Genomic DNA, 20,462 nt, shown 5'->3' on the forward strand with positions numbered 1-20,462 from the left:
AGGCGTCGCCGAAAAGCCGCCTTGACGACCCCGAGGTCAATGTATGGGGAGGACAAATGGTGGAAAAGCGCACGCAACCTCTGGCACGTGATGCCATGGCCTATGTTCTCGCTGGCGGTCGCGGCAGTCGCCTGAAGGAACTGACCGACCGACGGGCGAAGCCGGCGGTCTACTTCGGCGGCAAGGCCCGTATCATCGACTTCGCGCTTTCGAATGCGCTCAACTCCGGTATCCGCCGCATCGGCGTCGCCACCCAGTACAAGGCGCATTCGCTGATCCGCCACCTGCAGCGCGGCTGGAACTTCTTCCGCCCCGAGCGAAACGAAAGCTTCGACATCCTGCCCGCCAGCCAGCGCGTTTCCGAGACGCAATGGTACGAAGGCACGGCCGACGCCGTCTACCAGAACATCGACATCATCGAGGACCATGGCGTCGAGTACATGGTGATCCTGGCCGGCGACCATATCTACAAGATGGACTACGAGTTGATGCTGCAGCAGCACGTCGATTCCGGCGCCGACGTCACCATCGGCTGCCTGGAAGTGCCGCGCATGGAAGCGACCGGCTTCGGCGTCATGCATGTCGACGAAAAGGACCGCATCATCGCCTTCGTCGAAAAACCCGCCGATCCGCCGGGCATTCCCGGCAATCCGGAGATGGCCCTCGCCTCGATGGGCATCTATGTCTTCCACACGAAGTTCCTGATGGATCTTCTGCGCCGCGACGCCGCCGATCCGAAATCGAGCCGCGACTTCGGCAAGGACATCATTCCCTACATCGTCGACAACGGCAAAGCGGTTGCGCACCGCTTCGCGCAGTCCTGCGTGCGCTCCGATTTCGAGCGTGAGGCCTACTGGCGCGACGTCGGCACGATCGATGCCTACTGGCAGGCCAATATCGACCTCACCCATGTGACGCCGGAACTCGACATCTACGACAGCACCTGGCCGATCTGGACCTTTGCCGAGATCAAGCCGCCGGCGAAATTCGTGCATGACGACGAGAACCGCCGCGGCTCCGCGACATCGTCGCTGATCTCAGGCGACTGCATCATCTCCGGCGCTGCGCTTAACCGCAGCCTGTTGTTCACAGGTGTCCGGGTAAATTCATATTCCCGTCTGGAGAATGCCGTAGTTCTTCCCGATGTGAAGATCGGTCGCCATGCGACGCTGCGCAACGTGGTCATCGACAGCCGTGTCGTGATCCCGGAGGGCCTCGTCGTCGGCGACGATCCGGAGCTAGACGCCAAGCGTTTCCGGCGCTCGGAAAACGGCGTCTGCCTGATCACGCAAACGATGATCGACAAGTTGGGAATGTAGGCACTTCATGAACGTCCTGTCCGTTGCGTCCGAAGTCTATCCGCTGATCAAGACCGGGGGGCTCGCCGATGTCGTCGGCGCGCTTCCGGCAGCGCTTTTGCCGCACGGCGTCAAGACCCGCACTCTGGTGCCCGGCTATCCGGCCGTGCTGCAGAAGCTCAAGAAGAAAAAGAAGGTCGGCAGTTTCGACAACCTGTTCGGCAAACCGGCCGCCATCCTTCAGGCAGAGATCGACGGGCTGGATCTGCTCGTCCTCGACCAACCGGCGCTCTATGCACGCGACGGCGGTCCTTATGTCGACGCGACCGGCCTCGATTACGCCGACAATTTCCGCCGTTTCGCAGCGCTTTCGCTGGCGGCCGCGGAGATTGCCGCCGGCGACATCGTCCCCGGCTGGAAACCCGATATCGTCCACGCCCATGACTGGCAGACGGCACTGACGCCGGTCTACATGCATTTCGGCCGCGCGGCCGGAACCCCGACGGTCATGACGATCCACAACATCGCCTTCCAGGGCCAGTTCGGCGCCTCGGTGTTCCCTGAGCTTGCCCTCCCTCCGGAAGCCTTCTCGATGCAGTTCGTCGAATATTATGGCGACGTCGGTTTCCTGAAGGGCGGCCTGCAGACTGCCGACGCCATTACCACCGTCAGCCCCTCCTATGCGCAGGAGATCCTGACGCCGGAATTCGGCATGGGTCTCGAAGGCCTGTTGAAGAGCCGCGTCGCCGACCTCTCGGGCATCGTCAACGGCATCGACGCCGACATCTGGGACCCTCAGACCGACCCGCATATCGCCCAGCATTTCACTGGCACGAGCCTGAAGCAGCGTGCCGGCAACCGGCGCGCGCTCGAGGAACGCTTCGGCCTTGAAAGGGGCAACGGCCCGATCTTCTGTATCGTCAGCCGGCTCACCTGGCAGAAGGGCATGGATCTGGTCGCCGAGGTGGCCGATGAAATCGTCGCCATGGGCGGCAAACTTGTCGTGCTCGGCTCCGGCGACGCGGCGCTCGAAGGCGCGCTGCTCGCCGCCGCATCCCGCCATCGCGGCCATATCGGCATGGTCACGGGCTACAACGAACCGCTGTCGCATCTGATGCAGGCAGGCTCGGACGCCATTCTCATCCCGTCGCGGTTCGAGCCCTGCGGGCTCACCCAGCTCTATGGCCTGCGCTACGGCTGCGTGCCGGTCGTCGCTCGCACCGGCGGCCTGGCCGATACGATCATCGATGCGAACGAAGCAGGGCTTGCGGCCAAGGTCGCCACCGGTTTCCAGTTCACCCCTGTCAATGCCGACGGGCTGCGGCTTGCGATCCGGCGCGTGCTGCGTGCATACAGCGAGCCCAAGGTCTGGTCGAAAATTCAGACCCAGGGCATGAAATCGGACGTTTCCTGGGCCACAAGTGCCGAGCGTTACGTCTCTCTCTATTCCGGACTTCTCGGGAAAGGTTAAGTCAGCATGACAAGAACGGTTACCACCACCCCCTACGGCGACCAGAAGCCTGGCACGTCAGGGCTGCGCAAGAAGGTCCCGGTCTTCCAGCAGAAGAACTATGCCGAGAACTTCATCCAGTCGATTTTCGATTCGCTTGAGGGCTTTCAGGGCGAAACGCTTGTCATCGGCGGCGACGGCCGCTTCTACAACCGTGAAGTCATCCAGATCGCCATCAAGATGGCAGCCGCCAACGGCTTCGGCCGCGTGCTCGTCGGCCGCGGCGGTATTCTGTCGACGCCGGCCGCCTCCAACGTTATCCGCAAGTACAAGGCATTCGGCGGCATCGTGCTTTCCGCCAGCCACAACCCCGGTGGCCCGACCGAGGATTTCGGCATCAAGTACAATATCGGCAATGGCGGACCGGCGCCGGAAAAGATTACCGACGCGATCTTCGCCCGCAGCAAGGTGATCGACAGCTACAAGATCTCCGACGCAGCCGACATCAATCTTGATGCCGAGGGCACGCAGGAACTCGACGGCATGACGATCACCGTCATCGATCCGGTCGCCGACTATGCCGAATTGATGGAAAGCCTGTTCGACTTTAACGCCATCCGCAAGATGATCTCGGGCGGCTTCCGCGTCGTTTTCGACGCGATGAGCGCCGTCACCGGCCCCTACGCCAAGGAGATCATCGAGAAGCGTCTCGGCGCGCCCAAGGGCTCGGTAATGAACTTCATACCGCTGCCGGATTTCGGCGGCCATCACCCGGATCCGAACCTCGTGCATGCCCGCGCGCTCTATGAGACGATGATGGCGCCGGACGCACCGGATTTCGGCGCCGCCTCCGACGGCGACGGCGACCGCAACCTCGTCATCGGCCGCGGCATCTTCATCACGCCGTCCGACAGCCTTGCGATGCTCGCCGCCAACGCACATCTGGCGCCCGGCTACGCCAAGGGCATCGCCGGCATCGCCCGCTCGATGCCGACCAGCGGTGCCGCCGACCGCGTCGCCGAGAAGCTCGGCATCGGCCTCTACGAGACGCCGACCGGGTGGAAGTTCTTCGGCAACCTGCTCGATGAGGGCGTGGCGACGATCTGCGGCGAGGAAAGCGCCGGCACCGGCTCCAACCACGTGCGCGAAAAGGACGGCCTCTGGGCCGTGCTGCTCTGGCTCAACATCCTTGCCGCGCGCAAGGAAAGCGCGCTCGACATCGTCCAGAAGCACTGGGCGACCTACGGCCGCAACTACTACTCGCGCCACGACTATGAAGAAGTCGACAGCGACGCCGCCAACGGCCTGATGGCGAACCTGCGCGAGCAGCTTGCGAGCCTGCCCGGCAAGTCCTTCGGCGCGCTCAAGGTCGAGACCGCTGACGACTTCGCCTACAACGACCCGGTCGACCACTCCGTCAGCAAGAACCAGGGCATCCGCATCCTGTTCGAAGGCGGCTCGCGCGTCGTATTCCGTCTCTCCGGCACCGGCACCTCGGGCGCGACCCTGCGCGTCTATATCGAGCGCTTCGAGCCGGACGCCGCACGTCACGGCATCGACACGCAGGAGGCGCTCGCCGACCTCATCGCCGTTGCCGACGAAATCGCCGCCATCAAGACCCGCACCGGCCGCACCGAGCCAAGCGTGATCACCTGAGATGCTGAACGATCGGGCCGCTTGATGCGGCCCTTTCTTTTTGCCGCTTACCCTCCTCTGCCCCGCCGGGCACATCCCAAGAACAAGAGGGCCGCCACGATGCCGACCACCGGACTGCCACGCCTGGGTGCAACCATCACGTCAGAAGGCACCGTGTTTGCGGTCTGGTCGCGAAACTCCGCCCGTATCGATCTCTGCCTGTTCGACAAGACTGGTGCCAAACAACTGCGCCAGCTGCCGATGGCGCGCAACGGCGACGTCCACAGCCTGACGGTCACCAACGCGCCGAAGGGAACACGCTACGGCTTTCGTGCCGACGGCGTCTATTCCCCCGACCACGGTCTCTGGTTCGATCCGTCCAAACTGCTGGTCGACCCCTATGCGGTTGAACTCGATCGGCCGTTCCAACATGATCCGCGCCTGACGATCTTTGGCGAGGACACCGCCGATCTGGTGCCGAAGGCAATCGTCACCGAGGTGAAAACAGCCAAGCTGAGGGCGCCCCGGTTCAAGGCTGGCGGCCTGGTCTATGAGATCGCCGTCAAGCCCTTCACCATTCTTCATCCTGATGTGCCGGAGGCCAAACGTGGCACGGTGGCAGCGCTGGCCGAACCTGTCATCATCGAACATCTGAAGCGCCTCGGCGTCTCGGCGGTGGAATTGATGCCGATCGTTGCCTGGATCGACGAGCGCCATCTGCCACCGCTGGGATTGAAGAATGGCTGGGGCTACAATCCGATCGCGCCCATGGCGCTCGATCCGCGTTTGGTCCCGGGCGGCATCAAGGAGTTGCGCAAAACCGTCGAGGCGCTGCGCAAGGAAGGCATCGGCGTCATCCTCGATCTCGTCTTCAACCACTCCGGCGAAAGCGATCGCTTCGGTACGACGTTGTCGATGCGTGGCCTCGACAACCTCACCTATTACCGCCATGTCACCGACCGGCCGGGCGAACTCATCAACGACACCGGTTGCGGCAACACGATCGCCTGCGACAACCCGGCGGTCGAGGCGCTGATCCTCGATAGCCTGCGCCATTTCGTGCGCGCCGCCGGCGTCGATGGTTTCCGCTTCGACCTCGCCTCGATCCTCGGCCGCGACATGGGTGGCTTCCATCGCGACGCCAGGCTCTTCCAGGCGATCGCAGCCGATCCGCTGCTTGCCGACCGGGTGCTGATCGCCGAGCCCTGGGACATTGGCCCCGGCGGCTACCAGCTCGGCAACTTCCCCGCCCCTTTCCTCGAGTGGAACGACCGCGCCCGCGACGACATGCGCATCTACTGGCGCGGCGATCGCCATTCGATCGGCGCGCTGGCGACAGCCCTTGCCGGCTCCTCAGGCAGTTTCGCCCGCTGGGGTGAAAGCGGCACGCGCACGGTCAACTTCATCGCCGCCCATGACGGCTTCACGCTTACCGATCTCGTCTCCTATGCCGGCAAGCACAACGAGGCCAACGGCGAGGAGAACCGTGACGGCCACAACGAGAATCACTCCTGGAACAACGGCGCCGAAGGGACGACCGCAGATCCGGAAATCATGGCGGCGCGCCGCCATGACGTGATGGCGCTGATCGGCACGCTGTTTGCCACCCGCGGCACGATCATGCTGACGGCGGGAGACGAAGGTGGCCGAAGCCAGCAGGGCAACAACAACGCCTACTGCCAGGACAACGCCATCACCTGGCTCGACTGGGCTGCGATGGACGACGAGATCGTCGCCCACACGGCCGCCCTTTCCGCCATGCGCACGCGCTTCAGCGTTTTCGACGAGACCGCGTTCCTGACAGGGAACGGTGATGTCGAGTGGTGCCGTCTCGACGGTCACCCGATGACCGTGGCCGACTGGGAGCATCCGGCAACGGACAATCTGATGATGGTGCTCGCCACCCGTGACCGCATCCAGAGACGGATGACGCGCCTTGCCGTCGTCATCAATCGCAGCCACGCGCCGCATCCCGTCAGGCCTCCTGACAGCATCGACGGAAAGTGGCAGCATGCGCTTGCGGGAACCACCATCCCGGACCATGTCGCGCCCCGCTCCGTCGCCTTCCTCGTCGAAGTTTTCTAAAGCTTTTCCGGCGCTTGCAGGTTGCAACGGGCAGGCCTATATCGTTTCGGGGGGCTTGTTTCGGGGCGTTCACATGCTTGAACACATTTCACTTTCTGAGATCAAAGTTCTGGTCGGCAAGGAGGTCGGCGTTTCCGACTGGATCACGGTCAGCCAGGAAACGATCGACAAGTTCGCCGAGGCGACCAGGGATTACCAGTACATCCACGTCGACCCGGTGCGGGCCGCTGCCGAAACGCCCTTCGGCGGCACGATCGCGCATGGCTTCCTGTCGCTCTCGCTGCTTTCGGCGATGAACTACAATTGCCTGCCGAAGATCCGCGAACAGACCATGGGCATCAACTACGGCTTCGAGAAGGTGCGCTTCATCGCGCCGGTGAAAAGCGGCGCCAGGGTGCGCGGCCACTTCACCATGGCCGACGCACGCTTCCGCGGCGCCAGCATGCTGATGATCACCTACGACGTCAGCGTCGAGATCGAAGGCGAACGCAAGCCGGCGCTGACGGCCACCTGGCAGACGATCATCCAGTTCGATCCCAAGGATCGGCCCGCCGATGCCTGACGCGGCTTGAGCGAACGGACCCCATGACAACAACAGTCATCGTCGAGCCGGCCGACGCGCGCTTCGTCAGCGATTTTGCCGGTTGCGATTTTTCCTTCGAGATCACGTCCGAGGCACTGCCGCCCTTCACCGGCCCCGGCCTTGGCGCCATCGCTTTCGTCGAGAGCTATATCAAGAGCTATCAGTCCGATCCGCAAGAGCTTGTGGACGCTGCCGCGGAACCGGATACCACCCTCCTTGCCGCACGCATCGACGGCAGGCTCGCCGGCTACATCGCGCTGTCGAAGGCATGGAACGGCTTTGCCGAGGTGGACGACATCACCGTCGACAAGGATGCACGTCGAGCCGGCGTCGCCCGGGCGCTCATGGATCGAGCCGTGGTATGGGCAAAGGACCGGGACCTGCCGGGGCTCCGGCTCGAAACCCAGTCGAACAATGTCGCCGCCTGCCGCTTCTACGAGCGCTACGGCTTCGAGCTTTCCGGCTACGATCGCCATCTCTATTCCGCGCTCACGCCCGGAACCCGCGAGATCGCGCTCTACTGGTATTTCCATTTCGTCTGAGAAAATCAAACAGGCGTCCGAAAGCCAACTCGGCTGTCGTGGTCGCCAGATCAGTTAAGGAGAGGCAAGTGCGCCAGCGTATCATCGTGTGCCCGCTCATTCAGAACCAAGGTGCTTACCTGCTCTGCAAGATGCCGCTCGATCGCGGCGTGTTTCCCGGACAATGGGCCCTTTCCGGCGGCGGCCTCGAGCCGGGGGAACGTCTCGAAGAAGGCCTGCGCCGTGAAATACGGGAAGAACTTGGCGACCGCCTGGAGATCGGAGCCATCAAGCCATGGACGTTCCGGGACGACATCAGGACAAAAACCTATGCCGATGGCTCAACCGAAGAGCTTCACATGATCTATCTGATCTTTGACTGCGAGGCCGAAAATCGCGACGTCACCCTCAACGACGAATTCGTCGAACATGCCTGGGTCGAACCGGAAGACCTTCGGGACTACGACCTGAACGAGGCGACGAGGCGCACGTTTCTGGAAAAAGGCATGCTGCTGGCCGAGTAATGGGAGCCAGCCTTTACCGGTAGTCTTGGAAGGCCGGGAAGCGCTTGCACGCACCCCCGGCCTTTTCATTTAGTGGCCGGCGTCGGCAGCACCTTCAGACAGCAGCCCGAAGACGAAGGGCGAGAACGACCGCCAGCACTCGACCCGGAACTGGTCTTCGGCCGTGCGGAAGAGGATGATCTCCGCCTTGCCGAAGATGGTGCGCGAGCAGGCTCCAACAGGAAAGATCGGCAGCGACAGATCCTGCGGGCAGCCGCTGTTGATGGCCACGTCCACGCCCGGACCGCTGACGATGACGGCAACGTTGCGATGCGAGATGTCGACCGCGGAATGCAGCGTGCCGCTGGAGGCGGCGGCCGCCATCAGGTCGGCTTCGCCTTCGTCGAACACCAGCCACTCGTCGGGTCCGATCCACAGTGCATGACGCTGGCCTGAGGACGCCGAGGTCTTCGGCCGCGTCGGCAGCGTTACGCCGAGTGCGGCCGAAAGTGCCGGCAGCGCGTCGGCGCCGGCCCGCAGCGAGATGCGCGTTGCCGCCGGTGCCGGCGTCAGGATCGCTTCGGCCGAGCCGCCGCGCGCGGTAAGCGCCGCCTTGCGGCTTGCAGTAACCTGGTCAGCCATGGAGGCGGCCCCCTTCCTTGTCAAAGAACACCATGTCGCTCACTTCGACAGCGATGGTGCGATCGGTCATCGGCACATAGAGCGTCTGTCCGAGACGCGCGCGGCCGCCGGCGACCATGGCGAGCGCGATCGAACGGCCGCAGTTTTCGGACCAGTAGGACGACGTCACGTGGCCGAGCATTGTCATCGGCTTCGGCTGGTTCGGATCGGCGACGATCTGTGCGCCCTCCTCCAGCACCACCTTCGGGTCCTTGGTGAGAAGACCCACAAGCTGCTTGCGGTCGTCCTTGACGAGATCCGGGCGCTTCAGGCCGCGGATGCCGACGAAGTCGGGCTTCTTCTTGGAAACCGCCCAGGAGAGGCCGGCATCGTCGGGCGTGAGCGTCCCATCGGTGTCCTGGCCGACGATGATGTAGCCCTTTTCGGCGCGCAGCACGTGCATGGTTTCCGTGCCGTAGGCGCAGGCGCCCATCGACTCGGCCCGTGCCCAGATCGCTTCCCAGACGGCCTGGCCGTAGTCGGCCGGGACGTTGACTTCGAAGCCGAGCTCGCCGGTGAACGACATGCGGAAGAGCCTTGTCGGCACGCCGCAGATCTTGCCCTCGGCAACGCTCATATGCGGGAAGGCCTCGTTCGAGAGGTCGATGCCTTCGACGAGCGGCGCAATGATCTCGCGCGCCTTCGGTCCCTGAACGGCGATGACCGCCCACTGTTCCGTCGTCGAGGTCAGCCACACCTTCAGATGCGGGAACTCGGTCTGCAGATAGTCTTCCATGTGGTTCATGACGCGCGGCGCACCGCCGGTGGTCGTCGTCACGTGGAAGCGATCCTCGGCCAGGCGGCCGACAACGCCGTCGTCATAGACGAAACCGTCGTCGCGCAGCATGATGCCGTAGCGGCAGCGGCCGGGCTTCAGGTTGTCCCAGGCGTTGGTGTACATCAGGTTCAGGAACTGCGCCGCATCCGGCCCGACCACTTCGATCTTGCCGAGCGTCGAGGCATCGAAGACACCGGCGACGTCACGCACCGTCTTGCATTCGCGGGCGACTGCCTCATGCATGCCTTCGCCGGAGCGCGGATAGAACCAGGCGCGCTTCCAGTTTCCGACATCCTCGAACTCGGCGCCATGCGCTTCTTCCCAGGCGTGCATCGGTGTCTTGCGCGCCGGATCGAAGAGGGGCCCACGCGAATGGTTGACGATGGCGCCGAAGGTCACCGGCGTATAGGGCTGGCGGAAGGTGGTGAGGCCCACCTGCGGGATGTCCTTTCCGAGCGCTTCCGCGGCGATCGCCAGGCCATGCATGTTGGAAAGCTTGCCTTGGTCGGAGGCCATGCCGTTGGTGGTAAAGCGCTTGATGTGCTCGATCGAGTGCATGCCTTCGCGCACCGCCAGGCGAATGTCCTTGGCGCAGACGTCGTGCTGGAAGTCGATGAAGGCCTTGACCGTCGTGTCCGGGCCGGCGCCCTCGGCAGCGCCGATCATGCCGCCGGTCCAGCCGAAGCGGTTTTCGCCTGACAGAGCCACCTGCGCACCGCCTTCGGCACCGGCCGCCCGTGCGGTCAGTTCGCCTGCGGCCAGCGCCTCGTCGATGGTGGCCTGCAGGTCGTCGGTGCCGTTGCAGGCGCCGATCGACAGGCAATCCTGCAGATAGGTGCCCGGCAGGAAGCGCTGCGTCGCCGCGTCGAATTTCACCTTGCCGCGCGACTGCGAGAACAGATGCACCGACGGCGTCCAGCCGGCCGAGACCAGCAGCGCGTCGACGGCGATCTTGCGCGCCGAGCCGCCGCCATTGCGGGCAACGCTGATCGAGTTGACCCTGAGCTTGCCGCCGGCCTTGATGACAGAGTGGCCGGTCAGCACTTCGATGCCGAGCTTGCGTGCTTCCGAGAGCACCGCCTCGCCGGGGTTCTCGCGGCAATCGACGATGACAGGAACCGAGACACCGGCACGCTTGAGGTCGAAGGCGGCTTCATAGGCCGAGTCATGGGCGGTGTAGACGCCGACCTTCGAGCCGACGGCAACGCCGAAATGGTTGAGGTAGGTGCGGCCGGCCGAAGCGAGCATGATGCCCGGACGGTCGTTGTTGGCAAACACCATGTGCCGCTCGATCTGGCCGTTGGCAAGGATCACCTTCTTGGCGCGCACCTGCCACAGCCGCTCGCGCGGCAGCGACTTGTCGAGCGCTGCGAGATGATCGGTCACCCGTTCGACCAGGCCGACGAAATTGTGGTTGTAGTAGCCAAAGCCGGTGGTGCGGGTGAGAAGCGTGACATTGTCCATGGCGGCAAGCGCCTTGGCGGTGTCCTGCGCCCAGTCCCAGCCGTCCTTGCCGTCGATCGTCGTGCCGCTTTCATAGCGAAGCGCGCCGCCGACTTCCGGCTGCTCGTCGCAGATGATCACCTTGGCGCCGGCCTTGGCCGCGGCAAGCGCTGCCGAAAGGCCTGCGACACCCGCTCCGATGACGAGCACGTCGCAATGGGCGTAGCGGCTGGCATAGTGATCCGGGTCGGCTTCCGTCGGCGCGACGCCGAGACCGGCGGCACGGCGGATGAAGGGCTCATAGATCGCGTGCCAGGCCGCCTTCGGCCACATGAAGGTCTTGTAGTAGAAACCGGCGGCAAAGAACGGCGACAGGAGATCGTTGAAACCGCCGACGTCGAAGGCGAGCGACGGCCAGCGGTTCTGCGATTCCACCTTCATGCCGTCGAAGACTTCCTGAACCGTTGCGCGCACGTTCGGCTGGCGCCGGGCGGCATCCCGCGACACGTCGATCAGCGCATTCGGCTCCTCGGCGCCGGCCGACAGGATGCCGCGCGGGCGGTGATACTTGAACGAGCGGCCGACGAGGTGAATGCCGTTGGCAAGCAGCGCCGAGGCGACCGTGTCGCCTTCGAGCGCCGTCAGCGTGCGGCCGTCGAAGGTAAAGCGCGCGGTGCGGGCGGGTGTCAGGCGGCCGACGCCTGGAATGCGATTGGCCCCCATCATTTCGCGGCTCCCTTGTTCTGCTCGCTCTGAAGAATGTCCGATATGTCCGGCTTCGGCTCACCGGCCTTGTAGGTGGTGTAGAAGCGGTCGCTGACCGTGTCGCGCGCGGCATTGAAGAAACGGCCGCAGCCGTGGATATGGCGCCAGCGTTCGAAGATCAGACCCTTCGGGTTCTGACGCAGGAAGAAGTACTCCTCGAACTCTTCGTCGGTGATGTCGGCGATGTTTTCCGGGCGGGCGATATGCGCGTCGCCGGCGCCGCGGAATTCGAGCTCGGAGCGCTCTTCCTCGCAATAGGGGCAGTAGATCAGAAGCATCTCGAAATCCTCAGTGCGCAACGGCGGCAGCAGCCGCCTCGTCGATGAGCCGGCCGGTGCGGAAGCGCTCCAGCGTCAGTCCTGCGGCGAGACGATGTGGTTCGCCCTTGGCGATCAGATGGGCGAAGAGGTGAGCCGAGCCAGGCGTTGCCTTGAAGCCGCCCGTACCCCAGCCGGCATTCAGGTAGAGGCCCGGTACCGGCGTGACGCCCTGGATCGGCGAGCGGTCCTGGGTGACATCGACGATGCCGCCCCACTGCCGCATCATCTTGACCCGGCGGAACATCGGGAAGAGCTCGCAGATCGCGTCCAGCGTATGGGTGATGATCTGCAGGCCGCCGGTCTGCGAATAGGAGTTGTACTGGTCGGTGCCGGCGCCGATGACGAACTCGCCCTTATCCGACTGCGAGATATAGGCATGCACCGAGTTCGACATGACGACACAGGGGAAGATCGGCTTCAGCGGCTCGGAGACCAGCGCCTGCAGCGGCTGGCTCTGCAACGGCACGCGCACGTCGGCCATCTGCATCAGTACCGAGCTGTGGCCCGCGGCGGAAATGCCAACCTTCTTCGCGCCGATATAGCCGCGATTGGTATCGACGCCGACCACCCGGCCGGTCTCGTCGCGGCGGATGCCGGTCACTTCGCAGTTCTGGATGATATGCACGCCGCGGTCGGAGGCGGCACGCGCATAGCCCCAGGCGACGGCGTCGTGGCGGGCCGTGCCGCCGCGGCGCTGCAGCGCTGCGCCGTTGATCGGGTAGCGCGCCGTCTTTGCGATATCGAGCGGCGGGCAATAGGCCTTGGCCTGCTCCGGCGTCAGCCATTCGTTGTCGATGCCGTAGAGACGGTTGGCATTGATATGGCGCTTGAACGACTGCTGGTCATGGATGTTGTGCGAGAGCATCATGACGCCGCGCGGCGAATACATGACGTTGTAGTTCAGATCCTGCGACAGGTTTTCCCAGAGCTTCAGCGAATGCTCGTAGATGTCCATGCTCTCTTCATAGAGATAGTTGGACCGGATGATCGTGGTGTTGCGGCCGGTATTGCCGCCGCCGATCCAGCCCTTTTCGAGCACCGCGACATTGGTGATGCCGTGTTCCTTGGCGAGATAATAGGCGGCACCCAGGCCGTGGCCGCCGCCGCCGATGATGATCGCATCATACTCCTTGCGCGGCTCAGGCGACGCCCAGTGCGGGCCCCATCCCTTGTGGCCGCGCAACGCCTCGCGCGCCACGGCGAAAACTGAATATTTGCGCATCGCCTAAACTCCATGAACCCCGGTAATCATTCTCTTGGGCGTTAGAAATCGCAAATCCGAGACCTGCGCAACGTTTCTTTTGCGACGCAATTGCGCGGACTTGCGCGCAGTTGCGACATGACCATGGATCGATTGAGCGGCAGACGCGAAGCAGCGCCAGGCCTGCATCTCAGGATTTTTCAGCGCCTCCTCATGTCGTCGCTGGACTTTCACCTGACGATCTGGTATCCGCTCACCTAATCGTAAAGCTTCCAGCTTAGCGAATGTCATTCTTTTGCCTCCGCACCTGACGGAGCTGCAAAACAACTCGAACTAAGGAACGGGATTCACGTGCAGGTACTTGTCCGCGATAACAATGTCGATCAGGCGCTCCGCGCTCTCAAGAAGAAGATGCAGCGCGAAGGCATTTTCCGCGAAATGAAGATGCGTGACTACTACGAAAAGCCGTCCCAGAAGCGCGCCCGCGAAAAGGCTGAAGCTGTTCGCCGCGTACGCAAGCTGGCACGCAAGCGTGCACAGCGCGAAGGCCTCCTGGCCCGCTGATTTGTCGTTTTTTCGACGCTATTCGATGTAAGTCGTGGCGGGGGCGAAATATCGCCACCGCCTTTTTTTGGTATGGACATCTTTTCCGCCGACAGGCTAGCGTGCTCGACGCTGCCAACGGCGGACGACCGACCGGAGTGTTTGGACCGGTGGTCTGCCACGGCCGACTTTGGCCCGGCTTGAGGAGCCCGCGGGGAGTTCAGCGGCTCCAGAAACGGAAAGCCGATGGCTTTCGAGACCTTGTCGATTTGAGGGATCAACCTTTGACACTTGCTGCCATGACTGCGGACGTCTCCGGTTTTAATGTCCATGAGGCGTCTCGCCGCCACCAGCGCAAGCCGCGGCTTGCCGCCATGCTGCTTCTCGGTTCGGCCCTTCTCATCGCCGGTTGCACGACCGATGGTCCGGACTCCGTCACCAACAAGGTTGAGCGCGAACAGGGATCGCAGGAAAACATCGCCTCGCTCTCGAGCGTGATCGCCTCCAATCCGAGCGATCCGGAAGGCTACAACGTCCGTGGATCGGCCTACGGCCGCGCTGGCGAATATCGCCGCGCCATTGCCGATTTCGACCAGGCGATCCAGCTGAACTCGCGCTTCTACCAGGCCTATGCCAACCGGGCGTTGGTTCACCGCAACATGGGCAACACCCAGGCAGCGCTTGCCGACTACAACATGGCGCTGCAGCTCAACGCCAACTATGACGTCGCCTATATCGGTCGCGGCAATCTCTATCGCCAGGCCGGCCAGCTCGATTCCGCCTTCAACGATTTCAACAAGGCGATCCAGCTCGACACGACCGATCCGCGCGCCTACCACAATCGCGGCCTGATCTATCAGGCGCGCAACCAGCACGGTCAGGCGATCGAGGACTTCTCCACCGCGATCTCGCTGTCGCCGAGTTCGCCCGAACCCTATAACGGCCGCGGCATTTCCTATGTCGCTCAAGGGGACGACGACAACGCGTTTTCCGACTTCAACACCGCGATCAACCTCAACGGCAAGGTTGCCGAGTCCTGGGCCAACCAGGCGCTGGTCTACGAGCGCAAGGGCGACAAGGCCAAGGCCTCGAAGTCCTATTCGCATGCGCTGCAGCTCGACCCGAAATACGAGCCGGCGCGCGCCGGCCTTGCCCGCGTCAAGGCGTCTTAACCGCTCCAATCCCTTATTGTGAACGCCCGCGATCGACCCGCGGGCGTTTTTGTTTGCGCAGGAGCGACCCGTTCTCTTACGCCGGCAACGGAACATTCCGGGCCATCGTCCGTTTGCCAACAGGCATCAAGAACGGAGACTGAGCCATGATCAAACGAACCCTCGTCACCGCGCTGGCGCTCGCCGCGCTTGCCACGGGCCCGGCCGCCGCGCAGAACTATGTCGCGCTCGGCCGCCTCGTCTGCGGCTCCGAAGGCGGCACCGGCATGATTGTGACCTCGACGAAAAACCTGATGTGCACCTTCACGCCCGCCAATGGCGCACCGAAGGCCGTCTACGCCGGCACGATCCGCAAGATCGGCATCGACATCGGCAAGACCGGCAAGAGCACCATGATCTGGGATGTCTTTGCCAAGACCGGCACGCCGATCAGCGAATTCGCCCTTGCCGGTGAGTATTACGGGGTCGGTGCCGATGCGAGCCTCGCCGTCGGCGGCGGCGCCAAGGTCATCGGCGGCGGCACCAACAAGGCCTTCATGCTGCAGCCGGTCAATGTCCAGGTCCAGGAAGGCGTGAACGTCGCGGTCGGCATCGACGAACTGACGCTGGCGCCCGCCGGCTGAGGCACGTTCAGGACCGCCCGAAACGAAAACGCCCGCCGGATGGCGGGCGTTTCAGCATTCTCTGTGTGATGGGTTCAGGCGTGCAGCGCCTTGACGATGTCTTCCGTCACCTTCTTGGCGTCGCCGAGCAGCATCATCGTGCCGTCCTTGTAGAACAGCGTGTTGTCGATGCCGGCATAGCCGGAGCCGAGCGAGCGCTTGACGAAGAGGCAGGTCTTGGCCTTGTCGACGTCGAGGATCGGCATGCCGTAGATCGGCGAGGACTTGTCGTCGCGCGCCGCCGGGTTGGTGACGTCGTTGGCGCCGATGACATAGGCGACATCGGCCTGCGCGAACTCGGAGTTGATGTCCTCGAGTTCGAACACTTCGTCGTAAGGCACGTTCGCTTCGGCGAGCAGAACGTTCATGTGGCCGGGCATGCGGCCCGCGACCGGATGGATCGCGTACTTGACCTCGACGCCGGCGGCCTTGAGCTGGTCGCCCATTTCGCGCAGCGCATGCTGCGCCTGGGCGACCGCCATGCCGTAGCCCGGCACGATGATCACCTTGGAGGCGTTCGCCATCAGGAAGGCCGCGTCATCAGCCGAGCCCTGCTTGACCGTGCGCTGGACACCGTCGTCGCCGCCGGCCACCGCCGTCTCGCCGCCAAAGCCGCCGAGGATGACCGAGATGAACGAGCGGTTCATGCCCTTGCACATGATGTAGGAGAGGATCGCACCGGAGGAGCCGACGAGCGCACCGGTGATGATCAGCGCCAGATTGCCGAGCGTGAAGCCGATACCGGCTGCCGCCCAACCCGAATAGGAGTTGAGCATCGAGACCACCACCGGCATGTCGGCGCCGCCGATCGGGATGATGATCAGCACGCCGAGAACCAGCGACAGCGCAACGATCAGCCAGAACACCGTGGTGCTCTGGGTGAACACCAGCATGACCACCAGCACGACGAGCGCGATCGCGAGCCCCGCATTGATGGCGTGACGGCCCGCAAGCATGATCGGCTTGCCGGACATGCGGCCGTCGAGCTTCAGGAAGGCGATGACCGAGCCGGTGAAGGTGATCGCACCGATGGCGACGCCGAGCGACATTTCCACCAGCGCCTGCGCATGGATGTCGCCGATCGTGCCGATGCCAAAGCTTTCCGGCGCATACATGGCGGCAGCCGCCACCATGACGGCGGCAAGACCAACCAGCGAGTGGAAGGCTGCGACGAGCTGCGGCATCGAGGTCATGGCGATGCGGCGCGCAATCACCGCGCCGATACCGCCGCCGATGGCAAGGCCGAGCACGATCAGCATCAGGCCGCCGAAGCTCGGCTTGGCGAGCAGCAGCGTCGTGACGATGGCGATGCCCATGCCGACCATGCCGTAGGTGTTGCCCTTGCGGCTGGTGGTCGGGTGCGAAAGGCCGCGCAGCGCCATGATGAACAGGACGCCCGAGACGAGATAGAGGAAGGCTGCGAAGTTAGCGTTCATCGTGCCGGCCTCACTTGTCTTTTTTCTTGTACATGGCGAGCATGCGCTGGGTGACGAGGAAGCCGCCGAAGATGTTGACGGCGGCCAGCACCAGCGCGACGAAGCCGAAGCCGGTTGCAAGGCCCGAGGCCGAGATGCCGACCGCAAGCAGCGCACCGACGACGATGACCGAGGAGATCGCGTTGGTGACTGCCATCAGCGGCGTGTGCAGGGCCGGCGTCACCGACCAGACGACGTAGTAACCGACGAAGATCGCCAGCACGAAGATCGCCAGGCGAAAGACGAAGGGATCGATCGCGCCGCCGGTGGCGCCATGGGCAACCGCGCCGGCCGCATCGGGCAGGTATTCGGCAGCGGTGCGGACCGCTTCCACCGCCCGGTCGAGATCGGCGAGCGCCTTGTCGAGAAGTTCATTCGCCATCACTTGTCCCCCTTGCTGGCGCCGAAGTTCGGATGCACGACCTGACCGCCATGGGTAAGCGCCGTCGCCTTGACGAGCTCATCTTCCATGTTGAGCGCGAGCGCCTTGGTCTCCTTGGAAACCATGGTCTCCAGGAAGGTGACGAGGTTCTTGGCATAAAGGCCGGAGGCGGAAGCCGCGATGCGGCTCGGAACGTTGAGATGGCCGATGACCTTGACGCCTTCGACTTGCGCGACCTTGCCGGCCTCGGCGCCTTCGACGTTGCCGCCGCGCTCGACCGCCAGGTCGACCGCGATCGAACCGGGCTTCATGTTCTTCAGCATCTCGCGGGTGACGAGCCGCGGGGCCGGACGGCCCGGGATCAGCGCCGTGGTGATGACGATGTCCTGCTTGGCGATATGCTCGGCGACGAGCGCCGCTTGCTTCACCTGATACTCCCTGGACATTTCCTTGGCGTAGCCGCCGGCGGTTTCGGCCGCCTTGAACTCCTCGTCCTCGACGGCGATGAACTTGGCGCCGAGCGAGGCGACCTGTTCCTTGGCCGCGGGACGAACGTCGGTCGCCGAAACCACGGCGCCGAGACGACGCGCTGTCGCGATCGCCTGCAGACCGGCAACGCCGGCCCCCATGACGAAGACCTTGGCGGCCGGAACCGTACCTGCCGCTGTCATCATCATCGGCAGCGCCCGATCATATTCACAGGCCGCGTCGATCACCGCCTGATAGCCGGCAAGGTTGGCCTGGCTCGACAGCACGTCCATCGATTGCGCGCGGGTGATGCGCGGCATCAGCTCCATGGCAAAGGCGCTCAGGCCCGCACTTGCCATCTCGGCGATCGCCGCCTCGTTGCCGTAGGGATCCATGATCGCGATGACGATCGCCCCGGACTTGTAGCCGGCGATCTCGGCGCTGGTCGGCCGTCGCACCTTGAGCACGACATCGGCGGTCTTGGCGTCGGCGATCGCGCCGATGCGGGCTCCCGCCTTCTCATACTCAGCGTCCGGGATACGCGACAAAAAACCGGCATCCGCCTCGACGATGACGTCGAAGCCGAGCGCTTTCAGTTTCTTCACGGTATCCGGTGATGCGGCAACGCGACCCTCGTTCGGGTCCGTCTCCTTGGCGACAAAAACAATCTCGCTCACAAATCCCCCTCCTGGCCGCAATCGAGCCAGGGCCGGAATGCGGGCATTCTCTCCGACTGCAAAGCGGGCGGCCCTTACCGAGCCAGCGCGCCCCCATGTGTCAGGCGCGGGCGCCCGGCACAATCTCCTGGAGCAAGCCATCGCCTGGATGCGCGGACCGTTGACGATCCGCCGGCATCGAGCCTCGATCGGGCTCTGCGGGCCTGCTATCCACTCCTCCCTCACGCAGTGAGGATAATCTCCCCCTGCCCTTCGACGGGCTTCCGGGGCTCAAGCCACATGCGTCGGCGCCTCCAGCCGGCGACATGCAGCTTCATCCGGGCAAGCGCCCGGTCGCCGAGGGAGCACGTTCAGGGCTCCCTCAACGGTGGGTTCGGTCGCGCCGATTAGCGAAGGAAAAAGAAACCGGCGACGTTGAGCAGGATGAAAAGCACGATCGAGGAGAACAGGCCCATCGTCGTGAAGAAGCCGGCAGCCATGGCGATCAGCAGGGCGACGCAGAAAAGCGTGCCGTACTTCGATGCGCTCAGGAACATGAGGTAGGTCTTCTCGTGTTCCGGATAGTCCATCGGCGCGCCCACATCGACCGGTCCGGAATGATGCTCAGCCATCGTTCAAATTCTCCCTGAATGCCACGGCGCGACCTCAAGGTCATCGCCGCCCCTATCGAAGCTGGGTCCGCGAAACGCGCGAAAACCCTTGTAGCTGCCCTTACACAATGCTTGAGCCCGGCGCAACGAAAACCCGTCCTTTAGCAGTGCCTGATGGGGCGAAATGTCGCGCCTTGCGGCAGGGGCGGCGCGCATGGGCGCGCGCCGATCCGGGAGCGCAATCCGAGCCGCCTACCGGAACACGGACGTCCGGTAGGAACGGCCGTAGCCGGTCTGCGCCATGCGCGCGGTCGGCAGGATCGTCAGCGGCGCGAACGGCACCTCGCTACGATCGGCAAACATCATGCGGCGCTCGAAAGGCTCCGAATCGAAGATCGGGTAGCGGTCGAGGATCGACGGCCGTTGCCCCCGCACCTGCGCCACCAGAAGCGCGCCATCGGCATTGTAGACGCCAAGGTTCTCGCGCTTGGCAACGACCGTCTCCGAGGCAAAGATGCGCTTGTAGAAAGCCGTGTGGCGCGGACGGCAGGCCGTCAGGCAGCGATCGGCGGAGAAATACTCGCAGGCCATCGCCACCGGGCGCAGCGTCAAGTAGGGAAGCGCCCGCATCTCGTCGCCGATGACATCCGGATCGACCGCCAACCGGCCGGGATCCACCAGCACCATGCCGGCATCGAGAAACGCGTCGATCTCCGGACCGAAGATCATGCCCGACGTGCTGGCGCGATGATCCGGCGTCACATGATGAACGCGCACCGTGCTGACGAGCACTTCGTCGAGATAGAGGCCGAAGACATAGGCGTGACTGTCGAAATCGAGATCGTCGATCAGCGTCGAGCCGGTCAACTCCATCAGATTGACGGACTTGTAGGACTTGTAGCGCAGCCGCGCGATGTCCTCCATGTCCTCGCCGGTTTCGACCCGCCGGTATTCGACGCGATCGAGCAATTGCATCAGTTTTTCAGAAAAACGCCCAGGCTCCGCCTGGTGGCCCGTCTCACCCATACTCAACACCTCATGGTTAACGAATCGTTAACCTATTGAGCGGAAAGGGGGCTGCAACCACAAAACGAAACAGTTCACCGTTAACTTTTTGTTAACCCTAAAAATACGTGAACTTTTTCGGTCGATTTGGAATCAAGCGCGCCAAAGCGGGATGAATTTGCCGCGCCTGATCAATGGCTTGCCATCGGAGGGACGGTAGCAAAA

At 63.6% G+C, this 20,462-nt stretch carries 20 protein-coding genes; 10 read left to right on the forward strand and 10 right to left on the reverse strand.

The window, feature by feature from the left end; all coding sequences use genetic code 11:
- The first annotated feature begins 56 nt into the window (after nucleotides 1-56).
- The 7 genes from glgC to nudI all read left to right on the forward strand — a co-directional run bounded on the left by glgC (nucleotide 57) and on the right by nudI (nucleotide 8,096).
- Entirely contained in the window at nucleotides 57-1,319 is a 1,263-nt protein-coding gene (glgC, locus tag C1A35_RS12290) for a glucose-1-phosphate adenylyltransferase (protein WP_077959708.1), read from the forward strand.
- Between the two features lie 7 nt (nucleotides 1,320-1,326).
- The gene (gene glgA / locus C1A35_RS12295) at nucleotides 1,327-2,769 is read left to right on the forward strand and encodes a glycogen synthase GlgA (protein ID WP_104664594.1); all 1,443 of its coding nucleotides are present in this window, start codon (nucleotides 1,327-1,329) and stop codon (nucleotides 2,767-2,769) included.
- A 6-nt stretch (nucleotides 2,770-2,775) separates the two neighbouring features.
- Complete coding sequence (locus C1A35_RS12300; protein ID WP_104664595.1) at nucleotides 2,776-4,404, forward strand: alpha-D-glucose phosphate-specific phosphoglucomutase; 1,629 nt, start codon at nucleotides 2,776-2,778, stop codon at nucleotides 4,402-4,404.
- Nucleotides 4,405-4,503: 99 nt separating this feature from the next.
- Entirely contained in the window at nucleotides 4,504-6,468 is a 1,965-nt protein-coding gene (glgX, locus tag C1A35_RS12305; protein ID WP_104664719.1) for a glycogen debranching protein GlgX, read from the forward strand.
- A gap of 73 nt (nucleotides 6,469-6,541) precedes the next feature.
- A complete protein-coding gene (locus tag C1A35_RS12310) occupies nucleotides 6,542-7,030 on the forward strand; it encodes a MaoC family dehydratase (protein ID WP_104664596.1) in 489 nt (162 codons plus the stop codon).
- Between the two features lie 23 nt (nucleotides 7,031-7,053).
- Nucleotides 7,054-7,593, forward strand: coding sequence for a GNAT family N-acetyltransferase (locus C1A35_RS36705; protein ID WP_104664597.1), 540 nt, complete (start codon nucleotides 7,054-7,056; stop codon nucleotides 7,591-7,593).
- A 68-nt stretch (nucleotides 7,594-7,661) separates the two neighbouring features.
- Nucleotides 7,662-8,096: a nucleoside triphosphatase NudI gene (gene nudI, locus C1A35_RS36710; protein ID WP_104664598.1), complete on the forward strand. Its 435-nt coding sequence runs from the start codon at nucleotides 7,662-7,664 to the stop codon at nucleotides 8,094-8,096.
- A gap of 69 nt (nucleotides 8,097-8,165) precedes the next feature.
- Here the strand turns inward: nudI and soxG are convergent, their stop codons facing one another.
- The 5 genes from soxG to C1A35_RS35915 are packed head-to-tail and all read right to left on the reverse strand — an operon-like array spanning nucleotide 8,166 to nucleotide 13,554.
- Nucleotides 8,166-8,717, reverse strand: coding sequence for a sarcosine oxidase subunit gamma family protein (gene soxG / locus C1A35_RS12325; protein ID WP_104664599.1), 552 nt, complete (start codon nucleotides 8,715-8,717; stop codon nucleotides 8,166-8,168).
- Nucleotides 8,710-11,703 carry a sarcosine oxidase subunit alpha gene (locus C1A35_RS12330; RefSeq protein ID WP_104664600.1) on the reverse strand — a complete coding sequence of 998 codons (2,994 nt, stop codon included), beginning with the start codon at nucleotides 11,701-11,703 and terminating at the stop codon, nucleotides 8,710-8,712. Before C1A35_RS12330 ends, soxG begins: the two co-directional genes overlap by 8 nt.
- On the reverse strand, nucleotides 11,700-12,020 hold the full coding sequence (locus C1A35_RS12335) for a sarcosine oxidase subunit delta (protein ID WP_104664601.1): 321 nt from the start codon (nucleotides 12,018-12,020) through the stop codon (nucleotides 11,700-11,702). Before C1A35_RS12335 ends, C1A35_RS12330 begins: the two co-directional genes overlap by 4 nt.
- Nucleotides 12,021-12,030: 10 nt before the next feature.
- Entirely contained in the window at nucleotides 12,031-13,284 is a 1,254-nt protein-coding gene (locus C1A35_RS12340) for a sarcosine oxidase subunit beta family protein (protein WP_104664602.1), read from the reverse strand.
- Between the two features lie 3 nt (nucleotides 13,285-13,287).
- Nucleotides 13,288-13,554, reverse strand: coding sequence for a hypothetical protein (locus tag C1A35_RS35915; RefSeq protein WP_158665056.1), 267 nt, complete (start codon nucleotides 13,552-13,554; stop codon nucleotides 13,288-13,290).
- A gap of 60 nt (nucleotides 13,555-13,614) precedes the next feature.
- On the opposite strand from C1A35_RS35915, the gene rpsU reads away from it, so the two are divergent.
- The 3 genes from rpsU to C1A35_RS12360 all read left to right on the forward strand — a co-directional run bounded on the left by rpsU (nucleotide 13,615) and on the right by C1A35_RS12360 (nucleotide 15,601).
- Nucleotides 13,615-13,827 carry a 30S ribosomal protein S21 gene (gene rpsU / locus C1A35_RS12350; RefSeq protein ID WP_034786884.1) on the forward strand — a complete coding sequence of 71 codons (213 nt, stop codon included), beginning with the start codon at nucleotides 13,615-13,617 and terminating at the stop codon, nucleotides 13,825-13,827.
- Nucleotides 13,828-14,090: 263 nt separating this feature from the next.
- A complete protein-coding gene (locus C1A35_RS12355) occupies nucleotides 14,091-14,978 on the forward strand; it encodes a tetratricopeptide repeat protein (protein ID WP_104664603.1) in 888 nt (295 codons plus the stop codon).
- Nucleotides 14,979-15,124: 146 nt separating this feature from the next.
- Complete coding sequence (locus C1A35_RS12360) at nucleotides 15,125-15,601, forward strand: DUF992 domain-containing protein (protein WP_104664604.1); 477 nt, start codon at nucleotides 15,125-15,127, stop codon at nucleotides 15,599-15,601.
- Nucleotides 15,602-15,675: 74 nt separating this feature from the next.
- On the opposite strand, the gene C1A35_RS12365 is transcribed toward C1A35_RS12360, so the two are convergent.
- The 5 genes from C1A35_RS12365 to C1A35_RS12385 all read right to left on the reverse strand — a co-directional run bounded on the left by C1A35_RS12365 (nucleotide 15,676) and on the right by C1A35_RS12385 (nucleotide 20,207).
- A complete protein-coding gene (locus tag C1A35_RS12365) occupies nucleotides 15,676-17,076 on the reverse strand; it encodes an NAD(P)(+) transhydrogenase (Re/Si-specific) subunit beta (protein ID WP_104664605.1) in 1,401 nt (466 codons plus the stop codon).
- Between the two features lie 10 nt (nucleotides 17,077-17,086).
- Nucleotides 17,087-17,497, reverse strand: coding sequence for an NAD(P) transhydrogenase subunit alpha (locus tag C1A35_RS12370; protein ID WP_104664606.1), 411 nt, complete (start codon nucleotides 17,495-17,497; stop codon nucleotides 17,087-17,089).
- The gene (locus C1A35_RS12375) at nucleotides 17,497-18,642 is read right to left on the reverse strand and encodes a Re/Si-specific NAD(P)(+) transhydrogenase subunit alpha (protein WP_104664607.1); all 1,146 of its coding nucleotides are present in this window, start codon (nucleotides 18,640-18,642) and stop codon (nucleotides 17,497-17,499) included. Before C1A35_RS12375 ends, C1A35_RS12370 begins: the two co-directional genes overlap by 1 nt.
- A gap of 386 nt (nucleotides 18,643-19,028) precedes the next feature.
- The gene (locus C1A35_RS12380; RefSeq protein ID WP_077959693.1) at nucleotides 19,029-19,253 is read right to left on the reverse strand and encodes an aa3-type cytochrome c oxidase subunit IV; all 225 of its coding nucleotides are present in this window, start codon (nucleotides 19,251-19,253) and stop codon (nucleotides 19,029-19,031) included.
- A gap of 231 nt (nucleotides 19,254-19,484) precedes the next feature.
- Nucleotides 19,485-20,207, reverse strand: coding sequence for an N-acyl amino acid synthase FeeM domain-containing protein (locus C1A35_RS12385; RefSeq protein ID WP_234803923.1), 723 nt, complete (start codon nucleotides 20,205-20,207; stop codon nucleotides 19,485-19,487).
- Nucleotides 20,208-20,462: the final 255 nt, after the last annotated feature.

The organism is Ensifer adhaerens (assembly GCF_002940685.1).
GTDB lineage: Bacteria > Pseudomonadota > Alphaproteobacteria > Rhizobiales > Rhizobiaceae > Ensifer > Ensifer adhaerens_E.